General features: G+C 57.6%; 15 protein-coding genes. 3 read left to right on the top strand and 12 right to left on the bottom strand.

Going from position 1 to position 22,950, the window contains the following annotated elements; genetic code table 11:
• Positions 1–25 precede the first annotated feature (25 nt).
• Both DWZ52_RS06990 and DWZ52_RS06985 read right to left on the bottom strand, forming a co-directional pair.
• Complete coding sequence (locus DWZ52_RS06990; RefSeq protein WP_117640760.1) at positions 26–1,519, bottom strand: zinc ribbon domain-containing protein; 1,494 nt, start codon at positions 1,517–1,519, stop codon at positions 26–28.
• A 150-nt stretch (positions 1,520–1,669) separates the two neighbouring features.
• A complete protein-coding gene (locus DWZ52_RS06985; RefSeq protein ID WP_117640759.1) occupies positions 1,670–2,287 on the bottom strand; it encodes a zinc ribbon domain-containing protein in 618 nt (205 codons plus the stop codon).
• A 139-nt stretch (positions 2,288–2,426) separates the two neighbouring features.
• On the opposite strand from DWZ52_RS06985, the gene DWZ52_RS06980 reads away from it, so the two are divergent.
• Positions 2,427–3,785, top strand: coding sequence for a hypothetical protein (locus tag DWZ52_RS06980; RefSeq protein WP_117640758.1), 1,359 nt, complete (start codon positions 2,427–2,429; stop codon positions 3,783–3,785).
• Between the two features lie 102 nt (positions 3,786–3,887).
• Positions 3,888–5,270, top strand: a complete 1,383-nt coding sequence (locus DWZ52_RS06975) for an ATP-binding protein (RefSeq protein WP_117640757.1) — start codon at positions 3,888–3,890, stop codon at positions 5,268–5,270.
• A 41-nt stretch (positions 5,271–5,311) separates the two neighbouring features.
• Here the strand turns inward: DWZ52_RS06975 and DWZ52_RS06970 are convergent, their stop codons facing one another.
• The 5 genes from DWZ52_RS06970 to purF form a co-directional block, all read right to left on the bottom strand.
• Positions 5,312–6,931 carry a zinc ribbon domain-containing protein gene (locus DWZ52_RS06970; RefSeq protein WP_118385210.1) on the bottom strand — a complete coding sequence of 540 codons (1,620 nt, stop codon included), beginning with the start codon at positions 6,929–6,931 and terminating at the stop codon, positions 5,312–5,314.
• Between the two features lies 1 nt (position 6,932).
• Positions 6,933–8,150, bottom strand: coding sequence for a zinc-ribbon domain-containing protein (locus tag DWZ52_RS06965; RefSeq protein WP_118385209.1), 1,218 nt, complete (start codon positions 8,148–8,150; stop codon positions 6,933–6,935).
• Positions 8,151–8,773: 623 nt separating this feature from the next.
• Positions 8,774–9,472 carry a phosphoribosylglycinamide formyltransferase gene (gene purN, locus DWZ52_RS06960; RefSeq protein ID WP_118385208.1) on the bottom strand — a complete coding sequence of 233 codons (699 nt, stop codon included), beginning with the start codon at positions 9,470–9,472 and terminating at the stop codon, positions 8,774–8,776.
• Entirely contained in the window at positions 9,462–10,565 is a 1,104-nt protein-coding gene (purM, locus tag DWZ52_RS06955; RefSeq protein WP_118385207.1) for a phosphoribosylformylglycinamidine cyclo-ligase, read from the bottom strand. The genes purN and purM overlap by 11 nt, the downstream gene beginning before the upstream one ends.
• A gap of 157 nt (positions 10,566–10,722) precedes the next feature.
• Positions 10,723–12,393, bottom strand: coding sequence for an amidophosphoribosyltransferase (gene purF / locus DWZ52_RS06950; protein WP_022094211.1), 1,671 nt, complete (start codon positions 12,391–12,393; stop codon positions 10,723–10,725).
• Positions 12,394–12,687: 294 nt separating this feature from the next.
• On the opposite strand from purF, the gene DWZ52_RS06945 reads away from it, so the two are divergent.
• A complete protein-coding gene (locus DWZ52_RS06945) occupies positions 12,688–13,917 on the top strand; it encodes a putative ABC transporter permease (RefSeq protein ID WP_118385206.1) in 1,230 nt (409 codons plus the stop codon).
• Between the two features lie 90 nt (positions 13,918–14,007).
• On the opposite strand, the gene DWZ52_RS06940 is transcribed toward DWZ52_RS06945, so the two are convergent.
• The 5 genes from DWZ52_RS06940 to DWZ52_RS06920 all read right to left on the bottom strand — a co-directional run bounded on the left by DWZ52_RS06940 (position 14,008) and on the right by DWZ52_RS06920 (position 22,582).
• Entirely contained in the window at positions 14,008–14,403 is a 396-nt protein-coding gene (locus DWZ52_RS06940) for a molybdenum cofactor biosynthesis protein MoaE (protein WP_199579185.1), read from the bottom strand.
• A 75-nt stretch (positions 14,404–14,478) separates the two neighbouring features.
• The gene (locus tag DWZ52_RS06935) at positions 14,479–15,483 is read right to left on the bottom strand and encodes a class B sortase (protein WP_118385204.1); all 1,005 of its coding nucleotides are present in this window, start codon (positions 15,481–15,483) and stop codon (positions 14,479–14,481) included.
• Between the two features lie 35 nt (positions 15,484–15,518).
• Positions 15,519–15,983 carry a 5-(carboxyamino)imidazole ribonucleotide mutase gene (gene purE, locus DWZ52_RS06930; protein WP_118385203.1) on the bottom strand — a complete coding sequence of 155 codons (465 nt, stop codon included), beginning with the start codon at positions 15,981–15,983 and terminating at the stop codon, positions 15,519–15,521.
• Between the two features lie 217 nt (positions 15,984–16,200).
• The gene (locus DWZ52_RS06925; RefSeq protein ID WP_118385202.1) at positions 16,201–21,270 is read right to left on the bottom strand and encodes a discoidin domain-containing protein; all 5,070 of its coding nucleotides are present in this window, start codon (positions 21,268–21,270) and stop codon (positions 16,201–16,203) included.
• Positions 21,182–22,582, bottom strand: coding sequence for an alpha-glucosidase domain-containing protein (locus DWZ52_RS06920; protein ID WP_158572424.1), 1,401 nt, complete (start codon positions 22,580–22,582; stop codon positions 21,182–21,184). The genes DWZ52_RS06925 and DWZ52_RS06920 overlap by 89 nt, the downstream gene beginning before the upstream one ends.
• Between the last annotated feature and the right edge of the window lie 368 nt (positions 22,583–22,950).

Genomic DNA, 22,950 nt, shown 5'->3' with positions numbered 1-22,950 from the left:
TAATGCCAAAACGGCTCGGTTAAAGTTACCAGCTCTCGTGATAGGCCATAATCGACCGACATGGGTACCCTTCGGAGCCGCATTCCGCAGACGCTACGACCTTTCCGTCTTTATAAAACTCGACGTACCAAACGTACGTTGCCGCCCCCTCCCAATAGTTTGGCTTATCAGCGACCTTGTACGCAATAGAGGCGTCATCTGGCACAATCAACTCGCGCTTGGCGTTTGCAATGAACGCATCCATGTCGGCGATCACGCCATCGCCGCGCGCAGCGGCCTCCCCATCGTCGCTGCTATCGGATGCCGCTTCAGATGGTGCTTGAGATGCGCCAGATCGATCGTCCGCAGTGCCAGAGCCGTCCTTCAAAGAGCCCTCCGAAGGCTCCACCCCTTTGAATGCCTTCCACATATCGCTGCTTGCGGACGGCATTTCAATGTCGGCCTCCGGATACTTCCCGGCGAGCTCGTCAAGAATTCTGCACGCTTCCTCACGCCCCTGGACCATCGCCTCCTGCGGTTTGCCACCATCCTCAACGGTCCTCACCAAGTAGGCGCCATTCTGCCTATCGAATTCCTTATTTTGAATTTGCACCGCGTCTACGACCTCAGGACCCTTTGCAGTAAGCGAAATATAGAAATCTGCCTGGTTACAATCCTGACTACAAGTAAATTTAACGATGCCGTCCTTACAGACAGTAATGACTTGGCTCTCACCCTGAGCAATAAAACCGTCATACTGATTCGTCATATTGCTGGAGCCTTCTACCATCTCTGACGAAGGCATAACCGAAACGGCCTCTCCATCAACAAAGCAGTAGGCACCCACAATCGCCGAAATATCGTTCTGCGCATCGACAAACCCAACAAGCAGCTCGTCAATTCCGTCGCCATTCAAATCATCGAAAGCATAGTAGTAGCTTAAAAAGCCGGGGGCAGTCTGGTTGTTATAAACGAATATCTGCCCCAGTCCAGAATCATCACCGCGTCCCTGGGCCCAGTCGTCGTAGCTGGCAGCACCAGCCCCCTTCCGCTCGCAATAGCCCGCAAAGTCCTCGTAACGCGCAACCACGCCCTCGTAAGCCCTGCGTGCTTTCTTGTTTGTTGCCGCGACTTTCTTTTTAGACGACTTCTCCTCGACTGCAGCCGGCTGCTCCTGCTGCTGCGCTTGAGGCAGCACAAAGGCTTCGTAAGCTTTGGCCAGGGCGTAAGCGACACCAGCGGTAAAGATGATTGCTGCAAGAATGGTGACAAACGTAGGCACAGCAAAACGGCCGATCTGCCGACGCTGCATCATAAAGGCCGCAAAGGACATATGATCAGAGGGCGCCGGAGAAGCGCTCTCTGCACGAGATGCAGCAGGATCGCTTGTCGCTTTTCTATCAGCAGATACCTTTGGTGTACCTGAAGGAAGCGGCTGCTGAGCATTCGCCGGCGCATCATCCACATCCAACGGTTTTCCGCATGCGGAACAGAATCGCGCCCCGTCTTTGATCTTTGCCCCGCAGCTTGCGCAGTACATAAATCCCCCCTAGAACTTCAGCATATCGAAACGGTAGCCCACAGCCTGCAAACAGGAAAGGCCCAGGAACAATTTGCTCGACTGTAAGCCTTTTCTTTCACCTTTCAAATTCGCCTGGCCCCATGCGGAAGGCATGCGACGGGCTACTTGCTAGGCGCGAACCATGTGCAGCTTGATTGCCTTGAAGATGATGTTGGCAACCGAGGCGATAGGCCAGAGCGCCACGATCGTCATCGGAACCGATTCGGGAATAACAGGAACCGCCCCGTGAATCACGCTGCCCAACCAGTAAAAAAGCATCAGAACCACGACAGGAAGGCCTACGAGAACCACAAGCTCGATTAGCATAATCGTGATACCGATAATGCCGCTACCATAGACAAAGGGAAGCCTTACACCGCTGCGGTACAGCGAGATAATCACCTTCCAGGGGCCAATCAGAAGCAGCGCCAGCGGAATCATATTGTTAAGTCCCAGCGAGCCACCTCCCAGCACGTAATTGAAAAAGAGCACATAGAGCAATGAAATCACCGCTGCTCGCCCAAGCGACCCGATGGACTCGTGAAGCGAATCCTGCAGGCAAGCAGCGGCCTCTGCATCCTCCGCCGCTTGAAACTGAGCCTCGACAGACTGGCTCTCAATCGGCTGGGCCTCGACGTAAATCGCATCCCCCACCGCACTGGCCGCAGCCGCGACCGTAGGCGTTCCGCACACGCCGCAGAACTTGGCGCCGTCGTTAATCTCTGCTCCACACTGTTTGCAATGCATAATCGGGTCCTTTCTCGTTACCCCTTTTCTTGACGATCACAAGATACGATTTGTCGTTTATCCGATATAGAGATTTTGACCGGGTAATTTTCCTAAACGTGCTACGCTATTAAATCTGCAGCTAGAGACAGGGGTAACAATGTTTGAGTTCTCCCAAACACGCACCGTTGAAGGTTCGATTCCGTTCAAGAAAGTCAACCTCATAGAGAACGAACCCAATAGGCCCGTTGGCGAGGCCCAGCTTGTCTTTGAACTCTACATGCCCACCGAGCTGGCCGGCAACAAAAGCAACGAAGGGCCCGCACACAGCGAGCGCCATGCCGATCTGATCAGGCTGGCATCATGCATCGAACCCACCGCCGTTAAAGAGCAGCCCTTCCGCGCAAGCCTCTTTAACGTACTTGATTACGCCGAACAGACCGGGCCGCTTTTTGGCAAGCACGCAATAGAATCCGTACGCGATTGGGCCAATGCCGCGATGGCAGCACTTATTGCCATGCGCATCCAGGAATACCTCAACGGGAGCTGCACAATCGCAAAGGTCTCCGCATTGGAAAGAATCGAGAAATCAGTGGTGACCTGCGCGGCAAACGGGTCATCCTTCAAGATCTACACCACTATCCTGAGGGCGGGCGGTGATTATACCGACTCATTCAAAAGCCTGCCCATCGTGCGCAAAATCGAATCCGATGCGGGATATTTCTACGCCTTTATGTTTATGATCGACGAGGAAGAATCCCTCGTTGCACTCAACGTGCTCTCTTTTGAACACGAGCTCACCGCCAATGACTTCAGTGTTTTGCAGGCGATGTTCTACATGGACGAAGACTCCAGCTCGGAGATTTCAGCGCGACTCAAGGTCAGCAATAGCGAGGAGAGCTTCTATGTAATCGACCCTCAAGCAGATATCCAGGAGCGCCGCGAAGAACTTGAAAATGATGACTGCGATGCACTCACCGCTTTGGTGCAGGCACTCGTGATCTCGCATCTCTCGGGCGCGCACGTGGATGTGTTCCAGGGTAACGAGTCCACAGGGTTCCTCTCCTTTGACAGCTATCTCTCGTGGCTCTGGTTTGATTTTTCACGCAAGCTGAGCACCGTCAAAATTGGTTATTGCGAGCAGTGCGGACGCGCCTATTCACTTGCCGGGCATCGTGGCGTCAAACGGCACTACTGCAGCGATCGATGCAAGACCGATGCCAAAAATGAGCGCACGCGCAAGGAGACGGCAAAGATACGCGAGTTGTTTGGAACGGGCACCAGCGTACGCGACATCGCCAACGAGATAGAACGTCCCGCGGCCTACGTGCGCTCGCAGCTCAATAAATGGACCAAGCTCAAGCACGATCTGGATGAAGACATTGAGTCAAACGGCTTTGATAGCTCCGCGCTACTCAAACGCTGCACCGTTGAGAAGCTCGACCTCAACAACCTCCTCAACGCCAAGCGCAAAAAGCAAATTCAGGACTATGCCAAACTCAAGCGCCTCGTTAAGTAGAAACGCTGTCATTTCCTTGCCATCCGATTGACGGGTGGAAAGTTGCTCATATACGTGTTAGTAATATATATGTTAGTAATACGTATATGAGCGAGGCACATCATGTTTGTTGGACGTCGGGAAGAGCTTGAATCCCTGGAAACCGCCTATCAAAAGGGTTCCTTTCAGTTTGCTGTAGTCTATGGAAGGCGTCGCGTAGGTAAAACCAGCCTGCTTCACGCCTTTACACAGGGCAAGCCCCATGTGATCTTCTTTACTGGGCAGCAAACCGTTGCAAGCGAAAATCTCGCGCTGCTCAGCCGCGAGATACTTGGCGATAGCGCCGCAGGAGCAGCGTTCCCCTCTATCCAGGTTGCACTCGAATCCGTCTTCGAACACTCCAAGACAGAGCGAATCGTTCTGATTATTGACGAGTATCCCTACCTCGCCGAGAGCGATCCGGGCATCTCTTCGTGCCTGCAAACGCTTATCGATCGACATAAAGACACGAGCAAGCTGTTCCTCGTACTCTGCGGGTCGTCCATGAGCTTTATGGAACACCAGGTACTAGGACACCAAAGCCCTCTTTATGGACGCCGCACCATGCAGCTGCGCATTGACCCCTTCACCATCTTCGACGCGGCGCTCATGCTTCCCGACGCACCCATCGAAAGGGTCATCGAGCTGTATTCCGTTGTTGGCGGGATGCCGCTCTATCTATCACAGCTCGATGGCACGCGTTCCACTCAATGGAACCTTGAGCATGCGCTGTTGCGTCAAGATGCGTTTTTGTATGCCGAACCCCAGAACTATCTGCTGCAAGAGGTCCGCAGCCCGGCTATCTACAATGCCGTCATAACCGCCATTGCCAACGGCTATGTACGCTCCAAAGAGATTGCCGATGTTACCCACCTCGCAACGCCACAGGTCGCGCGACTGCTCGACGCATTGATCGAGCTGCGAATCGTTGAGCGCGTCACGCCTGTTATAAAGGCAACAAAACGCCAGGTAGTCTATCGGATCTGCGATAACCTGTTTAGGTTTTGGTATCGTTTTGTTCCACAGTACGCAGGAACAATTGAGGAGGGGCTCGGAGCCGCTGTGGCCGCGCGTATCGCCAAGCATGATTTGTCCACCTTTGTAGGTCCTGCATTTGAAGAGGTATGCCGCCAGTGGTTGATGCGGCAGGTTGTTGAGAGCGAGCTGGATGTGCTGCCCAAGGCAATCGGCTCTTGGTGGGGCACGAACCCGAACACGCGCCGGCAAGAAGAGATTGACGTTGTGTTAGAGGGCGCCGATGGGGAGCTCATCGTTGGTGAGTGCAAATGGAGAAACGAGCCCGTAAATATCGATGTTCTTGAAACACTCGAGCGGCGCAGCGCGCTGCTGGGTCGGCCGATCAAACAGTATTACTTGTTTAGCAAGAGTGGATTTACCAAAGCGTGTCAAAATAGAGCGGCTCAAGCAAGCAGCGCGAGGCTTGTTGGACTCGAACAACTACTATAAGAAAGGGGCTTGGAAACAGTTTTCCAAGCCCCTTTCAGTTTTTATTCGATTCCCACCTTTTTGAGCGTATCTTTGGTGACTTCCGCAACTTGATTGGGATCAACGTGGGATTCCCCCGAAATAGAGCCGTAACCTGAGGTTGAAAAATCAAAGAAGTAGTATGTCCGGTAATTGTGCCCATAGCCAAATTGCTGATATAGGGCATTATAGTCCGTCTCGGAAATGCCCTTGCCCTCCGACGCATAATAGTATTCGTAGCCATTGCCCTCGCTCGGCGCAACTCCCCAGGACTCGTAGTTGCTTACAAGCGAAAAAACATCGCCTTTCTTGCCGTATACCGAAGTATTGTCCCCAGCCAAAGCCTGCCTGCCAGCAAGCAATGCCGTAATCGCATTGCTCATCTCATATGTTCTTTGGCTTACGAGGATGCTGCCGTCATCCGCTTTAATCAGCGGAAGAAACATCGTTCCTCCGTTGCTGTTATCAAGCCAATTTTGACTGTAAAGCCTCTTGACGCCACCATCAGCTGCCGACCAAACCTCTACGGTGTAGGACTTCTGAAGTCCCTCTATATCTCCATTCCAAGCACTCTTTAATTCGTCATCGCTCATACCGTTCACAACGGTCAAGAGCTCAGGCTGGCCATCCTGATCAAAATCAACGAGGTCGACAAGACAAAGCCCCCGCATCGCATAGACAGAATCAGTCACCTCAACAATTCGTGGCTCTCCATAGCACGCGAGATATTCCTGGCACTTTTGCTTGTAAGCGGCATACGCAGCGGTATTGTCCGCAGCGGCGCCTCCATCCTTCTTGTCGCCTTCGCCTGTCTTTGTATCGGCCTCGTTGGCCTTAGGCACCTCGAGGGAAACCTCTTTTACGGCATCAGTGGATTTAGAGTTATCGACGACTTTGACGGGAATGCTCCACTCGACTTTTGACTTGGAGTCCCTAACGGTGAGGGTATATTTTCCCGGTTTGATATCGGGAAACTGGCTTACCGTGAAGCCCTCGTCACCCTTAATCTCAGCATTGGTGCTGTAGCCGTTGTCGCCGTTCAGGGTCACCGAGTACTTCTTGATCTTCTCGCCCTTTGCGTCGGTCGGGGTAATCTTGGATTCTTGGGCCACCACGATGGCCTTGTCCTGGCCGTAATGGGCAACGTCGTCGCTGGACTTGCTAAAGAACAGCAGGTAGCTAAAGATGGCAATGGCTGCCAGGCCAACGATGATACCGACGATATAGAGCGCCTTGGGGTCCTTTTTCTGTGCGGATACATTCGCCGCAGGCGCAGGGGCTGGCGCCGCGACGGGCTTGGCGACCGGATTGCTCGGCTTTGGCCGGTCGGCGCGCACGGCTGGAATCGAAGGCGTTGCATCGGACGACACGTCGTCCTTGGGCCGGTCGTCTTCTTCGTCCGCTACGGGCTCGCTCTCCACGGGCGACTTTTCCTCCCCCGCCTCGGCACCGGCGGAAGGCTCCTTCTCCGTTTCGTCACTAGCGAAAATCTCTTCCGCAACCTCATTGATAACGGAAGGCTCTTCTGCCACTTCGTTGCTGGCAGAGTTCAGCACCGCCTTTGCATCTTCGAGTGCATAGCCACACTCGGTGCAGTATCGCAAATCGCCATCAAGCTCAAATCCACAGTTGGGACAGAACATGTTAGTCCTCCTTATCGACTTTCACCGTTGTACCGTCCTTGACCTCATCAGGGGTTACTTCGGACCCAACTTGAGACTCATCATCCCAGGACGCAACCAAAATCTCGCAATTGCCGTCCGCAAAAGTACCGAGCTCATAGTCTTCGGTGCGATACACCAGCCCCTTGGATGTCACATACAAGCATGTTGAACCCTTGATTGAATAGTCTGAAGAATTGCTCCGCATGAGCATAGAGTTGTAGTCAGACGGATACTCTCTGGCTATTTCCGTAAGATACGGCCAAACTGCCGAACTCATAGAACTGGCAAGATCCTCGGTATCAATGCCAAACATGTCCTGAGGACTAACAGTATCACCCGTATGCAAATCAAAAATAACACCAGTCACAACCGTGTCGCCATGCGGGCCCCATCCCGTCGAATAGCGCTCGTCACGGATACAGAAATAGTTCTCATCCATGTACGTAACCGTCACGTTTCTCGATATGCAGGGAAATTCGCCGTCGGGGTACAACTCAGCATCTGATTGCTCATTATCTGATGCTCGATTCGTTCGTTCCGCGTCAATTTGAAGGGGCTCGAAAATCGCCTTGTTAATTTTGTCTGCGGCGTCGTCTTTGGTGGAGCTCTTAAGTTGCGGATAGGACCATTCCATGTCAGTCCGCTCGCCCTGATTGAGCATAGGCTCGACCGGAGCAGACACCGTCAATGACTTTGCCTCCAACGTATAGACAACTTCTTCGACCGCTCTCTCGTCCTTCTTGGGCCTTTCGGTCGCTTGCTCCTGTTGCACGGATTGCTGCTGGAGATTGGGCTCGATGACGTTCTTGTAGAGCATGAAAGCAGCGTAAGCGATGCCTGCCGCGGCAATAAATGCGGCGATCATGATGGCAAACTGCGGCACTAGGCGGTTGCCGACCTGACAGCGTCGCATAAAGAAGTTGTACATCTGGGAGTGACCGCTACTCGCGGTCTTCGAGACCGGCTCGGGGCTCGGTTCTGCTGTGGACTCGGCATTCGCGGATCCTATCGCAGAGTCCGTTTCGGTATCTGTAGGTTCCATTATGACTTCAGCGGACGATGATTCTCGCTCCGACGGCTCGGCCTTGGGCCCCTCCTCGGCCGCAGTCTTGCCCGAGAGCCCGCCCAAAGGCAAGCCGCATTCGGTACAGAACCGCGCATCATCACCAATCTTGCTGCCACATTTGGGGCAAAACATGAACCTTCTTCTCCTATCCCTTTTACTCTCACTGAGTCGCGAGTTACTCACATGCCGTTTGTTTCGTAGTTTAACTATTTCTTAAACAAATCGATGGGTCACTTGAACAGCCGCATACCCGCTCAAGCAACTCTATACCGGCTAGTTATCCTTGCTCACGTTGTAGGTGTCAGTATTAAAATTCCAGTTGGACAGGGATGCGTCCCCCTCGCAGTCCAAACCGACGCTCACCTGAAGCCGTCTTCATCCATCGAGACGGTAAAATCGCCACTGCTATCTTTATCACGCTCACAGTTAACAGCCCTCTCATCTTTTGAAGACAGTCTGTATTTCAGCAACCGCACTGTTTCTGAAGCGTTATCCCATATTTCGTCTTCGATTAGTTTTACAACCAGAGAAAGGGTCATAGACATAGATCAGCCCCGGGACTCATCGATACGATTCCCCATAAACACGTAGCTTCTTTTCTGGGAATGGCACCCGTCACGCTATCCAGAGTCAGAAATCAAAGGGATATTAAAAGCCGCTTGGCGCACATATAATTCCATATGCCCCAAGCGGCTTATTCGATTATTTAAGTCGTAAGTCCCAAAGAGCGCTCAGCGAACGCTCTTACACACGAGTTAACGCGCCGCATCAATTGCGACCTTGCCGCTCTCCAGCACGTGGACGCGGCCGTCGGCGAGCATCTGCACGACCTCGGGATACAGTACATGCTCGATCGCGTGGATGTGCTCCTCGAGCGTGTCGACGTCCCAGCCCTCCTCGACAGCCAGCGCGCGTTGGGCGATGATGGGGCCGTTGTCGTAAATCTCGTTGGCAAAATGCACGGTCACGCCAGTTACCTTGACGCCGCGCGCAAAGGCATCGTCAATCGCATGCGCACCGGTAAAGCTCGGCAGCAGCGCCGGATGCAAATTGACCACGCGATTGGGAAACGCCGCCAGCAGAGGCGTGTGCACCATACGCATGTAGCCGGCCATGACCACATACTCGCAACCGCGTTCGAGCAGCTCATGCGCGATGATCTCGTCGGCGGCAATAGGGTCGGCATAGACGTCCTTGGAAAGCGTGAGCGTCTGGATGCCCGCGCGCTCAGCGCGCTGCAAACCCTTAGCCGAAGGACGGCTCGACACCACAAGCTCAATCGAAGCGTTGAGCTTGCCGGCGGCGATCAGATCGATCAGCGCCTGCAGGTTGGTACCCGAACCGCTGATGAGCACACCGATCTTGAGCGGCTCGTCCGTATCGGTGCCGGTCGGACGGGTATAGGGCACAAAGTCCAGGCCCTTGGCGGCAGCCATCTGCTCGTTAGCGCTCATCGGAGTACACGACCTTACCGGAACCCTCGACGCACTCGCCCACGCGGAACGGCTTCTCGCCCAGCGCGACCAGGGCCTCGGTAACCGCGGCCTCGTCCTCGGGGGCGACGATCAGGCACAGGCCAACGCCCATGTTGAAGGTCTTGCACGCCTCGTTGGGCGCGAGCTCGGCCTGGCGCGACACGTAGGTGATGACGGGCGGAACGTCCCAACCCATCTCGGCACCGTTGCGGGTGACCACAGCGTCGACGTCGTCGGCGAGCGCGCGGTTGAGGTTCTCGGTAATACCGCCGCCAGTGATGTGGGCGATAGCGTGCACGTTGGCGCCGCCGCGCAGCAGCTCCAGAATCGGCTTGACATAGATGCGCGTGGGGGCCAGCAGAGCGTCTGCCAGCGATGCGCCGCCGAGCTCCTCGAGCGGACGGCTCAGCTCCTCGGCCTTAGCGGTGGCCTCGGGCGTGCCCGGCTTAATACCGTCGACGCCGATGACCTTACGCACGAGCGAGTAGCCGTTGGAGTGCACGCCGGTGGAAGGCAGGCCCAGGATCACGTCGCCGGGGCGGACGTTCGCGGGGTCGAGCATCTTGGGACGATCGACGACGCCCACGGTAAAGCCGGCAAGGTCGTAGTCGGCCGGAGCCATAACGCCCGGGTGCTCGGCCATCTCGCCGCCCACGAGCGCACAGCCCGCGAGCTTGCAGCCGTCGGCCACACCCTTGATGATCTTTGCCATGTGCTCGGCCTCGATGTGACCGATGGCAACGTAGTCCAGGAAGAACAGCGGCTCGGCGCCCGAAGCCAAAATGTCGTTGACGCACATAGCGACCAGGTCCTGGCCCACCGTCTCGTGACGGTCCATGATCTGGGCGAGGACGAGCTTGGTGCCCACGCCGTCGGTACCGCTGATCAGAATCGGGTCTTCCATATCCTTAAGCGCGGCGGCCGAGAACAGGCCACCAAAGCCACCGATGCCGCCGATAACCTCGGGGCGGTTGGTGTCCTTGACCATCTGCTTAATAGCGTCAACGGCGCGGCCGCCCTCGGCGGTATCGACGCCGGCGTCCTCGTACGTCACATGCTTGCTGTCGCTCATCTGAGCCTTCCTCTCCCACTACCGTGGCGCCGCGCGGGCGCCAAGCGGTGCTCATAGTTGCGTTCATTTCGGCGCGCGCCATAACAGCGCGCGCCGTCATATCAACAAAACAGCAGGTGAAACCTACCAAAATAAACCTGTCCCTAAATGGCAGGTTTTAGGCCTCGCCGTGTTCCTCTTCCCAGCTGCGGTCGTCGTATTTCTCGACCACGGCGTCGTCGTCAAAGTGAAGCGGCTTGTCCAGGTTGCGGGGCTTAAAGCCCTCCATGAACTTGTCGCGGCCAAAGCTCTCGGGAATCGCCACGGGGTAGCGTCCGGTAAAGCACGCATCGCAGTAACCGCCCTTGGGCATGACCTTAAGCAGGCCCTCGACCGAAAGGAAGGCCAGCGAATCGGCGCCGATATACTCGCAAATCTCGTCGACCGTCTTGTTGGCGCTGATGAGCTGCGACTGCACGTCGGTATCGATGCCGTAGAAGCACGGCCAGATGACCTCGGGCGAGTTGATACGGATGTGAATCTCCTTGGCGCCAGCGTTGCGCAGCATCTTGACGAGCTGCACCATGGTGGTGCCGCGCACGATGGAGTCGTCGATGACGACCAGGCGCTTGCCCTCGATGTTGTCGCGCAGCGGGTTGAGTTTCATACGCACGCCCATGGCGCGCAGCTCCTGCGTAGGCTCGATAAACGTACGGCCCACATAGCGGTTCTTGATAAGGCCCTCGCCAAAGGGAATGCCGCTCTCGTGCGAATAACCCTCCGCGGGCGGCAGGCCGGAGTCGGGCACGCCGATGACCAGGTCGGCCTCGACGGGCTCCTCGTGCGCCAGCTGGCGACCCATGTCGTAACGGCAGGCATAGACGCTCTTGCCGTTCATGATGGAATCGGGGCGAGCGAAGTAGACCTGCTCAAAGATGCAGTTAGCAGGCTCTTCGGCGGCAGGCACGCCCTGCTCGGACACGAGACCCTCGGCGCTGATGCGCAAGATCTCGCCGGGACGGACGTCACGGACGTACTCGGCACCCACGATGTCGAGTGCACAGGTCTCGGAGGCAACGACCCAGCCTCCGGCGCGTGTGACATGGACGGCGGAGTCGACCGTCGCGGCGCCGTCTTGCGAGGGCAGCTGCGAAACAGAAGCGGCGTCGGCCTGATCCAGGCCCTCATCCACGAGCTTGCCCAGCACCAGCGGGCGAATGCCGTGCGGGTCGCGGAATGCGTAGAGCGCCTGCTCGTTGATGAGCGTCATGGCGTAGCCGCCGCGCACGAGCTCCATGGTCTTACGAATGCCCTCGCGCAGATGGCCTGTACGCTGAGTAAAGTAGCCGATAAGCTTGGTCGCGACCTCGGAATCCGAATTGGAGAGGAACGGCACGCCCAGCTCGATCAGCTGGCGGCGCAGCTCGTCGGTGTTGACCAGCGTGCCGTTGTGAGCAAGCGCGATAATGACGCTGTTGATGGTAGAAAGATGCGGCTGAGAGGCTTCCCAGCTCTTGGCGCCGGCGGTGCCATAGCGCACGTGGCCCACGGCCAGCTGGCCGGAGAGCGTCGACAGGTCGGCGTTGGAGAACACGCGATCGAGCAGTCCCAGGTCTTTGCGAACCATAACCGTGCCGCCGTCGCCCACGGCGATTCCCGCCGATTCCTGGCCGCGATGCTGCAGCGCGCGCAGACCAAAGTACGTCAGTCGAGCCACATCGCGATCGGGTGCCCACACACCAAAAATGCCGCATTCCTCATGCAGCTGGTCGGAGTCCGGATCATACGTCGACATGGTCTTCACCTGTCCCGCGGCACGCTCGGCCGCGTGGATGGTTTCTTGAGACATGGCATCCCCTCAGAGCCTCGTTATTTGGCGTTACCTGCCCTATTATACGCACGGCAAGACAAGCACTCCCGCGCATGAACAGCGCTTTTTAAAAGCCCACCGAGCTTATAATCCGTTTTGCAGCCAAACATTTTATTGGGCAACCGCCTCGGGGCCGACGATCCCGCATACTTCCGTTACGACGCGTCTCGCCCGCCGTTGGGGCTTGCATTGTTGCAATTGGGACGTTCGTCCTGTCTTTTGGCAGGTCGGCGGCGTATCCTTGTACCTACAGCAAAACGAGAAAGGTTATGTATGGATCGAAACGAACTCGACCCCAGCGTCCCCAGCGCCACGGAGGTCAAGAAGATCCCCCTCATCATTAAGGTGTACGCCGTCCTGTGCATCCTGTCCGGCGTGGGCACGCTCCCTTCGGTCGGCGCCTTTATGTGGCAGGTCATCACCGCGCTCATCAACGGCAACGCCGCCGCCAAGCTCGGTGACAACACGCTCGTCGCGGTCGGCCTTATCGTCGCCGGCATCATGCTCTCTGCGGCAAGCGCCGTCATCCTGATCATCTTTGGCCTGGACCTTATCAAAAACCAGCGCCGCAACGCCGCTCGCCTGTCCTATATCCTTATCGCGTTTACCGTCGTCGAGCTTTTGGTTGACGTGATGCTCCAGGGCATCGGGCCCTTCTTGCTTCGCCCCGCCATCCAGCTCGGCATCCTCGTCGCGCTTTCGGCCACCGTCGACCCCACGCTGCGCCAGGAGCGCGAGCTGCAGCGCCGCCTGCAGGAGATGCTCGATCGCGACGCCGCCGCCGAGGGCATGCTCGGGCGCGATGAAACCGGCGAAGGCTACATCAAGCTCAACTACTTCAACCTGTTCTGGGTATTCTTTGTCTGCTGCATACTCGGCCTGATCGCCGAGGACATCTGGCACATGACGGTCGACGACCCGGGCGTCTACCAGAACCGCGCCGGCATGCTGTTTGGCCCCTTCAGCCCCATCTACGGATTTGGCGCCGTGCTCATGACCATGGTGCTCAACCGCTTCTATAAAAAGAACCCCATCATTATCTTTTTGGTGAGCGCACTGCTCGGTGCAAGCTTTGAGGTGTTCGTGGGCTGGTTTATGCAAACCTCGTTTGGCGTGGTCTCGTGGAGCTACTCGCATATGAAGCTCTTTGGCATGCCCGATCCGCTCGCCGTCCTTACGGGCGGACGTACCTGCACGGGCTTTGCCTGTCTGTGGGGCCTGGGCGGACTCATCTGGATCAAGCTGCTGCTGCCGAGGCTGCTCAAGCTCATCAACATGATTCCATGGAAGAGCCGCTACTCGGCTACCGTCATCTTCACCATCATTATGCTGGTCGATGGCGTTATGACGCTGCAGTCGCTCGATTATTGGTATCAGCGCGTCAACGGCACGGAACCGGATATTCCCGTTGCGCAGTTCTACGGCACGTACTTCGATAATGACTTTATGGAGAATCGCTTCCAGAGCATGACCATGAGCCCCAAGGATGCGACGCGCGTGTAGCGCCAACCGCGCCCAAAACGCAAAATGCCCGCCGGTATCACACGTACCGGCGGGCATTTTTATAAGCGATCCTTCTATCGACGCAAGCCTCTACGCCTCGCGCTCGACCTCACTCACGCATTCATTCTTGATGGTGCCAACGAGCGCCTGCAGCGCATCGACCACATGCGGGCGGATGTCCCCGCCGATGAGCACGAGCATGATGTCGTCGCCCACGGTAAGCTCGCCGCTTGCCAGCCACACGCGCACATAGCCGATACCCGGCATCGCGCGCGTGGCCTCGATGGCAGACCGTACCTTTTCGGCGTCATAGTCAAAGACCATGCCGCCCACCTTGTGACCTGGCGCCACGCCATCGGTCTCGACTCCGCGCACCTCGGCCTTGGGCGTCGCACGCACCACACCGTTGTGTGTCAGGTACATGCCGCAGCCAGCCGCCGAAGCATCGGCCTTAGCCTCACGCAGCCAAGCATCAACCGAAGGCATCGATTTGCCACTTTCAAGCATCGTTTCTCCTTTGATTTCCAGGGTAGTCTTTTTGGGACGGGACCCTCGGACACTTTATTCCTCGACCGGTGTGAGCACCATGACGGCGCGTGTGTTGCTCAGCGACAGCGAACGACAGGTCACAAGCGTTACGACCTTGGTTGCCGAAGCGGCACGATCGGTGGCATCGCTCGCCACGGCCGAAGCGCCGTCGAGCATCTCGGACAGGTAGTTCTTGAGCCCGTCGTCACCCTCAAAATTAGGCGTGCGCGCCTTGGCATACGTGTCCTCGACGACTTTGGTCGCCAGCGGCCGTAGCTTATACGTAGCGTCGCGCGTAATGTAATACACGTACTCGATGCTATCGAACGTCGCCTGATCAGTCGTATCCGAAATCACGTTGAACATCGACCCGTCGTTCATATGGTGGCCGTAGATCGTGGTCTGCTGGTCAACCATTCCCGGCGCGGTGTCATCACTATCCAAGAAAATGGCACCGGACGCGTTAGATGTACCGTCAAACAGCGTGTTGAGGTATTTGGAGTTGTTGTTGGTCTGCACAACGGGATAGTTGATGTTGGTGCTGGGCGCGTAAATCCAACCCACAACCTCGGGATTCGTCTGGGCAAGTGCATCAAAGTCGATAATCGGCACGCCGCTGGCGTCCTTGTCGCTCACATATTGTTTTTCGATCTTTTGATACGAATCGCTCGCCTGCTTATAGCCAATCTGAGCATTGATAAAGATGGCAGCGGCGGCGACAATCAGACCGATGCCCACGATGATGAGCAAGATGGGAATGATGGATCGGCGTTTCTTACGCGGCTGCTCGGCATAGTTGGACGGCGCGTCACTCAGCTGCCTCGTCGTCCGAGCCTGCTTCTTTGCCGTGCCATATGACGAAGGGCGATACGCAGTCGGCGTATCCTGACGACGATGGGACGTCGGCGTTACGGGACGCGGCGCATGCGGCTGCTGAGGAGAGGATGTCCGACCCTGCCGTACCGCACGGGCAGCACCCGGCTTCGACGGATCGGGAATCTGAGAAGCCTTGAATCGTTTTCCCTGATAGTCGGACATGGCTCTCCTTATACTGCGGTGAAACGGCGGAACGCCTAGGCGTCGGCCATCTCCTGCTTCATCTTCTCGATAACCTTGCGGTACTCGGGGTCGCATGCACCCAGAATCTGCGTGGCGTAAATGGCGGCGTTCTTGGCACCGTTGATGGCCACACAGGCCACGGGCACACCCGAAGGCATCTGCACCATCGACAGCAGCGAATCCATGCCGCCCAGGTCACTCGTCTTCATAGGCACGCCGATAACCGGCAGCGGCGTAAAGGCAGCTACGACACCGCCCAGGTGTGCAGCCTTGCCGGCTGCAGCGATGATCACTTTGATACCGCGATCGGCGGCAGTCGAAGCCCACTCATGGACCTTCGCCGGCGTGCGGTGCGCACTTGCAATCACGAGCTCATAGGGCACGCCCAGTGCCTCGAGCTCGTCGGTGCAGCCTTCCATAACGCCCAGATCGGATTTGGAGCCCATGATGATCCCGACAACCGGCTTCTGATCTGCCATAAACAAAGACCTCCTGTTGAGAGCGGTGACGCGGCCAATCCGCGACCCTTAACTGCAAATAATTCAAGTATAGCCGCCGATGCTGATGTGTTCGGCGGGAGACGGAACGCTTTGCGAGATTAAGGCCGAAGGGTCGGAGCTTTCTGCCTACATTCAAAAAGCGTGCCCACCGTCCTTGGGTGGGACGGCGGGCACGCTTGCTTAGCTGTTGCTGGGGCTACTTAGCCTTGCTGCGACGATGGAAGAAAGCGCCGATCGCGGCGATGATGGCGCCAAGACCACCGACGGTCGCGACGGTCGCCGCCGTCTGGTCTCCGGTATTGGGAATCGCCGAACCGTTCTTCTTGCTGCCCTGGGCCTTGTCGCCTGCGGGCTTGCCCGCCTGGTTGCCGCCGTTCGAGCCATTGCCGGAACCCTGGTTGCCCGAGCCGCCCTGGTTGCCGGAATCGGCATCCTTGAGGCTCTCAATGGCCAGCTTGAGCTGGCTATAGGCCGCCTGGATCTGGGTGTCGGAAGCATTCTCATCACCCAAGACGTCCTCGGCGTAGGTAATGGCATCCGTCAGGGCCTTGACAGACTCGGCCGTCTTGCCCCTGGTGTCAGTCTCCTTCGCCTGCTTGACCAGGGCCTTGAGCTGCTTCTTAGTCGGATTCTCGACCGGGACCACCGGGGTCTTCTCGAGCGCGTCGCGGGCGCTCTCGAGCGCCCTGAGCGCCTGGTCGACCTCGTCCTGCGTGGCATCCTCGTCGCTCAAGATGGCGCGGGCGCTCGCCAGGGCGTTCTCGAGCGCCGTCCAGGAGGCCTCGGTGTAGTCGCCGGCCTTGAGGTCGCCGGCGGCAAGCTCGGCATCAACCTTTTCGATCGCGGCAGTGAGATCATCCTTCGCCACCGGATCGGGGACGGCCGTACCGTAGAACTTGAGCTCCGCCATGCTGCAGTAGGCATCAACGTCGCCCCCGCCGGCGTGAATCACCTTGACGGTCACGTAGCGACCGCGCGCGGCGCCAAAGCTCATCTGTTTCCAGTCGCCACGGTCGGTGAGCACGCGGCCATCGTTGTCGAAGGCGAACGTACCCATCGACGCGGCGGTGCCCTTCTCATAACCGTCGGCAGTGTCGGAGACCAGTATCTCGGCCTCGAAGATATCGCCGTTAGTGCCGCCGTCCTGGCGCGGCAGGAATGTAACGTCGGTGAGATCGTAGTCGCGGCCCAGGTCGACACTCAGATACTGGGGCATACCGGTCCCATGGGCCCAGTCGCTGTGCCAAAGCGTCCGCTCGTCGCCGTCGAGAGCGTTGACGGCGTTGCTGCCCTCGTAGTCGGCCTCACTCGAGAAGCCGGCCACCTTGACGTTCTTGCGGTTCTCGGGCGTGTTGATGAGAATCTTCTCATCAACAGGGCGCATCTTGAGGCCGTCGATTGCCTTCTCGATCTTGGCTGTGGCGTCTGCGACATCCTTCTTGCTATAGCTGCCCTGGCCGCTGTCGAGGAGCTTCTGAGCCGCCTCGACCGCAGTGGTGAGAGCTGCATAGGAATCCTTGGTGTAGACGGACTCGCTGTAGCCCGCGGCCTTGGAAAGCGCTGCTACGAGCGCAGAGGTATCGACACCAGCCTTGACCTCGACCTCATAGGATGCGGTCTTGGAGGGGTCGAGTACCGACGCCACCGTGATCTTTGCCTTGCCGGCCTTGTTGGCACGCAGGTAGTAGCTCACGCTATCGCCAGCCTGAACAGCGGAGACGCTTACCACAGAGGGGTCGGAGCTCTCGACCGTCACATAGGGGTAGCCAGCGCTCTCAGGCGTAGCCTTGGCGTCGACGGGCGTAATGTCGCCTTCAAAGAACTCGGTCTGGTTCTTGCCTAGCTCGACACCCTCGATGGCCTCGACACCCTGCGTGTAGTTGAAGTTGACCTCACGCAGTGTGAGCATCTGGTCACCCGATGCCTCAAGCGGCGTGACCTCGACCTTGGTCGCCTTCTTGCCCTTGTTCTCGGCAGAGAGGTCAAAGGCGTAGCGAGCAAGGAAGGAATCGTACTCCCCGCCCGCGAACTCTTGGGTCGAGCCATCCTCGAACGTCACGACAGCCTTGATCTTCTGCACGGTTCCGTTGCCACCGTTGCGGTTAACGACCTCGACACTATCGAGTTTCGACGGCGTCTTAAATGCGAATGTCATCGTGGTGGGAAGCTTCACGTAACTCGGAAGCTTACCCTCGCTGTCCCAGTTGCCGCTCCAGTTCCATAGGAACTCAAAGCCGTTGTCGCCCTCGTTATTATCGAACAGCGCGTTATAGCTCTTCTGCTGGATAAGTTTCTCGACGTTGGTCCCGTCGTCGGTCGTGAGCTCATCGTTGGTCATCGTGATGTTGAAGGCGTCCTGACCGTACTCGGCGACCGTTGGCTGAGGAACATCCGGCATCGTCACCGTGCCGTCGCTCGCAAACTCAAGTGCGTCGCATGCCGGACCGATGAGCCAAGATGTCGAGGGCAGTTCGACCTTGCCGGCGGTCTTGGCCTTGAGCTTGAAACTCGCCACCGCGCCGGTACCGTTGTAGAGCTTGCCATCGCCGCGGTTGGCAAAGGCGAGATTGATAGTCTGCGTTCTGTCCGCGAACTGGACCTTCTCGCGAGACAGGTTCTCCATGCCGGCAGTCGAGCCGTCCTGCGCGATGCTCTCGGACACAAACTCGAACTGGTCGCTCTTGAAGTTGACGAGAGCGCCCAGGGCGTTGACGTTCTTGGCGTCGGCCGCATAGACATCAACGGTGATCTCATCACCGGCCTCGACCTCGGTCTTGCTCGGAATCACCGCGAGCGAACCGGCGACCTTGCCCTTTTGTTTAGTGCCGCCGTCAAGACCCGCCATGGTGAACGAGTAATCGTAGACGTCGTAAACGCCGTTATCGTTGAGGTCGGCGAAGTGGTCGCGGATCTGCGAACCGAACGTCGGGGTATCGGGCTCGCGATTCTCGAGGCCCAGATAGTTCTTCATGTTGGAGTAGTCTCCGTCGGAGATCGTGGCCTTGTTGAGGTTGGAGCCCACGGCGAAGCCATCCGTGCCGTCGGTCTTGTAGATGGCAATCTCGGACGCGGAGAAGAAATTGCCGACCGAGGCGAGCGGTGTCATGCGCACGTAACGGGCGGCCACGGTGCCGTCAAACGCTACCGTCTTACAATCAGCGGAACGTGCCCAATCGACCTCCTGGCTCGTCCAGTGGACGCCATCGAGACTCGTCTCAACACGCATCTTGGTCACAGTGCCGTTGCCGGCGTCATCGCGCGGATAGTACTCGAGCTTATCGAGCTTGTAAGCGCGTCCATAGTCAACGGTAAGCGCCTTGCCCAGATCGTTGCCACCGGAGTGGAAACCGCCGTCGCCCGACTGGAACTCATGGTCGAAGGCGAGCTCGGCCTTATGGCTGCCGTAAAGCGAGCCCTCCCAGGTGATTTGCTCGGCGTCGGGGACGTTCCGCCACGGATCGAGTGCGGAGTTCGCCTCGAGCACATCGCTCCAGGCGGAGTAACCCTCGGCGTTGCGCGAACGAATCTGGTAGGTGTGCTTGCTATTGTAGGCGAGGTCGGTGTGCGTGAACTCGGCCGCATCACCCACGGCAAACACAGTGCCGTCGACCTTAAGGTCGTAGGAGGTAGCACCATCGACCTTTCCCCAGGTGAGCTTGATGCTCGTTGGGGTCGTGACGTCCTCGGGGGCAGCAAGGTTCGTGGGTGCGGAGAGGTTCTCGTTGAGGCGATCGGCTGTGAGCGTGGCGTCGGCGTTCACGAAACCGCCCAGCTCAAGCGTCTGCGCCGCTGCAGCAACATCGGTCTTCGCGAACTTGACGTAGACCTTGGGGTTCGTGGTGATCTTGGTGTTGTTGAAGCTCTCGCCCTGCTCGGCCTCGGTGCCGTCCGCATCGCTGCCGTAGTGGTTGAGGTTGGGGGTCTCGCTGTAGAAGTAGACCGCCTGGCCGGCCTCGGGGGTCGCGGCGTCAAAGGTCTCCTGCGAGTCGACCTCAACCACGTTGAGTGCGGATCCGCCGTTCTTGGCGACAACGCTCGTGGGCTTGGCGGACACATTGGCCACGAAGGTCGTGGTGCGGTTGGAGTCGTAGCCGTTGTAGCCGCCCTTCGAGGCCTCGGCGGTAAAGGTCGCGGTGCCGCCTGCGGCCTTGGAGCTGTAGACGGTGCTCACATGCTCACCGTAGGAGATATTGTCGATCGTGCCGTAGGAATCGTCCTCAGTCGTGTTGTTTTCGATGGAGGAGCCGTCGTCCTCGTACTGCGTAAAGGTGCCGTCGCCCTCGGTGGCGAAGAACTCGACGATACGCTGACTGCGGTCGGTACCCTTGGTGTTGGTGTCGCTCACTGCCTCGGGGTTGTTGTTCTCGGCGTACATCGGCACGATAGCGTTGGCCTTCACAAACAGCGGCAGCTTCCAAAGCGGAGCCTCGTAGTTGTTGAGAACCTGGCCGCCGCGATACTGCTTACCCGAGAAGTAATCGATCCAGATGGTGGGATTCTCGTCGGTGCCGTAGTTGGGGAGGTAAATCCCATTGCGAATGTCGTTGCCGTTCTCGTCTGCCTGGGTATCCTGATACACCGGTGCCACTAGGAAGTTCTCACCGAACATATACTGGTACTGCGTCGAAGTGCTTGCGGCGTACTCGGAGTTGTCGGAAAGCAGCATGGCGCGGATCATGGGCAGGCCGGCATCGCCGTTACCCGTGTCGATGTTGGCCGCCGAGGCCGCGCTCGTGTAGATATAGGGCATGAGCTGCGCCTTGAGCTTGAGGTAGAAGCGCGAGATGCCTGTGTAGGGATCGCCGTGCGTCATGGGCGATTTACGGTAGGTGCCCCAACCGTCCATGTCAAGCATGGAGGGCGTGAACGTCTTCCACTGGTAGTCACGCGCAGAGATGATGGGGTCGCCGCCAAAGATGCCATCCATGTCGGAGCCGATGTTGGGGTTGCCCGAAAGACTCTGACCGATATACGTGGGGATATGGAAGCGAATGTACTCCCAGTTACCGCCATACTGGTCGCCGGTCCAAATGCCACCAAAGCGCTGCGTGCCGGCCCAACCATCGAGCGTGATGATGTTGGGGCGCTTGTTAGCGCCGGTCGTCACCGTGTCATAAGCTGTCTTGATGCCATTAAGACCAAAGGAGTAGCCAGATCCAACCCAGGCAACGTCGGTCTTAAGGGTAGAGATGCCCCCCCGTCTTGACCTCGGCGTCGAAGTCGCGAAGCAGGTGCCACGGGGTCTCGGAGTTGCTGTCGGGCTCAAGGTTGGACTGGGTCCACAAGCCCGTGCTCACACCCTTTGAGTTGGCATACTCGGTGAACTTCTTAAGGTTGTCGACATTGGCACGCACAGCGTTAAGACGGTCGGCCGAGCTCGTTCCGTCGGAGTTGACGCCGCCGGTCTTGTAGTAACCGTTCTGGCCATAGCCGGCGCCGTAGCCGTCGTTCGGCAGGAACCAACCGAGCGGCATGTCGTTGTCCTCGTAGTCATCGATAACCTGCCGAGCAGAGAACTGGCGGTCGAAATCGGTCGCTTTCATGTTCTCGGTATCAACCGAAGGGCCCTCACCGTTGAGCGTCTCGGCCGCAAGTGTGCCGTCGAGCTTGTAGCCCGTCGACATGCCAGACTCGTACTTAACGTCGCCCTTCTCGCTCGAGGACTTGCTGCCCTTGGTCTCCCACTTCTTTTGACCCGAGGTCGTTGACCAGCCATCACGGTTATAGGCATTAAGATGACCAAGGTAGAACCCGTACTCGGGCAGCAGTACCGGGTTACCGGTCACCTTGTAGTAGTCCTGCAGCATCTCGGTTGCCACGTTCGAAGCGCCCTCGTTGGTCGCCACGAAGTAGTAGGCATCAAACTCATTCTCGCTGTGCAAAGTCGTGACCGTCGATGAGTCCGTGGAACCGAAGTCGTAGGAACCCTCTGCAAACGTGTTTCGGAGTACGCCGTAGCCGTCACTCGTCCAATAAAACGGGTTGGGCGAGGCAACGCCGCCATCAGTCCAGTTGTTCGTGTTGGAGATGGCGATGGTCTGGTTGGTGTGCAGGAAGCGTCCGTTCTGGGTGCCGCCGCCAAAGAAGTTCTCGGACTTCTCCTTGGCGAGCGTCTGGACGGTACCCTTCTTATCAAGGTCGAGGGACGCGGACTCGGAAACCACGACACGGTCGCCTGACTTGATACTCATCTTGCCAGTCGCCTTGTCCAGGATCACGGTCGCCTTTCCGCCGGTGATCTCGATAGTGTCGCCCTTGTCGGCAACCGTCGCGCTCGGCTTGCTGTAGGTGTCCGAGGTATCGGGCTGAGCCTGGATTTTAGCCGTGTGGGACTTACTGCGCGGTGTGGCGTAATCGGAAAACTCACCCTTGGGGTCGACGTTATAACGGAAAATACCGTCCTCGAGGAACGTAATACGGCCCTTGATGCCGTCAGCGAAATCGATGTCGACGACATTCGAGGCAGACTGGGACACGGTCGCTGAGTCGACGCCCTTGAGTGGCGTGGCAATCGCCTGCTGGGGATTGGCAAACACGAGCGTCGCTGCAGTGGCAACGAGGACCGCGCTTCCCTTCACCCACCGTTTCGTAAAAATGGAATTCCTGCGCACCTGGGCTCCTTTCTTCCGACATGCCGAGGACGCCCCCCCGGCAGCATGGGAAAACGTATCAAACGGGGATGTTCGGTACATTCCGCACAATGGGGCCACCCGTTACCAAGGGGCCAACTGGTAGTAACCAGATAGCCACCTACTAGGTCATATCAATATATGGGAGCACTTGCGCAACCAAGTTCGGAAGTCCACCAACGGCAGTAAAATGAGCGTCAACGGCAAGGTAGGCTTAATAAGCCATACCAATTGGTTCTTCAGTCAAATACCAATCTAGCAAAAATGTACTGTTTATCTGGTATTACACAGACCATACCTTTCCCTCGGGAACTGGG

Source organism: Collinsella sp. AF33-16 (assembly GCF_003475325.1).
Taxonomy (GTDB): Bacteria; Actinomycetota; Coriobacteriia; order Coriobacteriales; family Coriobacteriaceae; genus Collinsella.
Note: the sequence above shows the minus strand (reverse complement) of the source record. Positions and strands in the feature narration are given on the sequence as shown.

Excerpts from the sequence above, each read along its gene's own strand:
- DWZ52_RS06990 (WP_117640760.1), bottom strand. The coding sequence starts at position 1,519 with ATGTACTGCGCAAGCTGCGGGGCAAAGATCAAAGACGGGGCGCGATTC.
- DWZ52_RS06985 (WP_117640759.1), bottom strand. The coding sequence starts at position 2,287 with ATGCATTGCAAACAGTGTGGAGCAGAGATTAACGACGGCGCCAAGTTC.
- DWZ52_RS06980 (WP_117640758.1), top strand. The coding sequence starts at position 2,427 with ATGTTTGAGTTCTCCCAAACACGCACCGTTGAAGGTTCGATTCCGTTC.
- DWZ52_RS06975 (WP_117640757.1), top strand. The coding sequence starts at position 3,888 with ATGTTTGTTGGACGTCGGGAAGAGCTTGAATCCCTGGAAACCGCCTAT.
- DWZ52_RS06970 (WP_118385210.1), bottom strand. The coding sequence starts at position 6,931 with ATGTTCTGTCCCAACTGTGGATTTGAGCTTGATGGCGATTTGCGATAC.
- DWZ52_RS06965 (WP_118385209.1), bottom strand. The coding sequence starts at position 8,150 with ATGTTTTGCCCCAAATGTGGCAGCAAGATTGGTGATGATGCGCGGTTC.
- purN (WP_118385208.1), bottom strand. The coding sequence starts at position 9,472 with ATGAGCGCTAACGAGCAGATGGCTGCCGCCAAGGGCCTGGACTTTGTG.
- purM (WP_118385207.1), bottom strand. The coding sequence starts at position 10,565 with ATGAGCGACAGCAAGCATGTGACGTACGAGGACGCCGGCGTCGATACC.
- purF (WP_022094211.1), bottom strand. The coding sequence starts at position 12,393 with ATGTCTCAAGAAACCATCCACGCGGCCGAGCGTGCCGCGGGACAGGTG.
- DWZ52_RS06945 (WP_118385206.1), top strand. The coding sequence starts at position 12,688 with ATGGATCGAAACGAACTCGACCCCAGCGTCCCCAGCGCCACGGAGGTC.
- DWZ52_RS06940 (WP_199579185.1), bottom strand. The coding sequence starts at position 14,403 with ATGCCTTCGGTTGATGCTTGGCTGCGTGAGGCTAAGGCCGATGCTTCG.
- DWZ52_RS06935 (WP_118385204.1), bottom strand. The coding sequence starts at position 15,483 with ATGTCCGACTATCAGGGAAAACGATTCAAGGCTTCTCAGATTCCCGAT.
- purE (WP_118385203.1), bottom strand. The coding sequence starts at position 15,983 with ATGGCAGATCAGAAGCCGGTTGTCGGGATCATCATGGGCTCCAAATCC.